The organism is Thermococcus sp. (assembly GCF_027052235.1).
Taxonomy (GTDB): Archaea; Methanobacteriota_B; Thermococci; order Thermococcales; family Thermococcaceae; genus Thermococcus.
In genome coordinates this window covers 1-1,503 of record NZ_JALUFF010000086.1, presented here as the reverse complement: position 1 = coordinate 1,503, position 1,503 = coordinate 1, and the positions used below count along the sequence as shown (strand labels likewise).

The following is a 1,503-nucleotide window of genomic DNA, read 5'->3' as shown; positions in this document are numbered from 1 at the left end:
TTTTTAAGGCTTATGACAAAGTCTGTTACTCATTGGAACCATTTTCAGTGTATCCCATTTGGTGTTCTTGCCTCCTCGGATCACGATTAACTTTTTATGTTTTTGGTGGAACTCCTCACCATGAACAAGGCGGTCTACACGAGGGACGTTCCTGATGATCGCTTCGACGCGGTAGAGCTTCTGCTGAGGGAGGCCGGAAAGGGCCCCGTAAAGGTCATGATCGTTGGTGGAACCGACAGCGGGAAGACGACCCTCCTGACTTTCCTCATGAACGAGTTGCTCTCCGAGGGCCTGAGAGTTGCGGTCGTCGATTCGGACGTGGGGCAGAAGAGCATTCTTCCCCCGGCCACTATAAGCCTGGGGATTCCCGAGGGGCCCCTCTCCTCTCTGAGCGAGCTGGAAGGGGTTCTCCACTACTTCATAGGCACCACTGCACCCGGCGGCTATGCCGGCGAGATGGCTCTGGGTGTTTCCAGACTGGTTGACGTGGCATCAAAAACGGCCGACGTTACCCTGATCGACACCACTGGATTCGTGAGCGGAATCGGTCTCGAGATGAAGAGGCTCAAGGTTGAGCTCGTCAAACCTGACTTCCTGATACTCCTCGAGAGGGAAAAGGAGCTCGAGATTCTCGCCAGGGCCGTGGGACACCTAACGAATGTGGTGAGGCTGGGGGTGAGCGAGAGGGCGCGGAGGTATTCCCTGGAGGAGAGAAGGGAAGTCCGGAGGGAGAAGTGGAGGAAGTATTTCGAGGGCTCCTCCACTGTGGAGGTCGATCTGAGGAGGATAACGCCCACGGGAACCTCTATGTTCCAGGGGCGGGAACTGCTGGAGGAGGAGAAGTCTCTCCTCTCAGAGGTTTTCGACTGGATTGTCTTCGCTGGATGGAAGGGTGAGAGATACGTGGTTGTAAAGGCCGACGCAGGGGACTTCAGGTTTCCCAGGAGGCACGGGCTTCAGGCCATAGACTTCGAGAAGCTGAGCAACCTTCTCGTTGGCTTCATAAACGCCGAAGGCTTCTGCGAGGGCCTGGGGGCTATAGTAGCGGTGGGGCACTTTCCAAGCCCTGAGAAGGCCTTATTGGCATTTCTCGTCGTGACACTCGGGTGCGCCGGTGGAAACACGATAAACGATTACTTCGACTACGAGATAGACAGAATAAACCGGCCCAACAGGCCTCTTCCCAGGGGGGCAATGAGCAGGAGGACGGCCTTCCTCTACTCCCTCGCTCTCATGGGGGTTGGGCTGGTCTTCTCCATAATGATTAACCTCTACGCCTTCGTTCTCGCGCTGATAGCCTACACTGCGATGGTTCTCTACGCCTGGAAGCTCAAGCCAATGCCTTTCATAGGAAACCTTGTCGTGGCGGGCCTTACCGGCGCGACGCCCCTCTACGGTGCAATAGCGGTCGGGAAAATAGGACTGGCCGGTTACCTTGCCGTCTGTGCCTTCCTCGTGAACGTGGCGAGGGAAGTCATCAAGGACATAGAGGACGTGGAGGGG

At 56.4% G+C, this 1,503-nt stretch carries 2 pseudogenes; both read left to right on the top strand.

The window, feature by feature from the left end:
• Nucleotides 1-96 precede the first annotated feature (96 nt).
• Nucleotides 97-744, top strand: a pseudogene (locus MVC73_RS10845) (Clp1/GlmU family protein); the annotation flags it as partial.
• Between the two features lie 285 nt (nucleotides 745-1,029).
• Nucleotides 1,030-1,503 (top strand): annotated as a pseudogene (locus MVC73_RS10840) (UbiA family prenyltransferase); the annotation flags it as partial.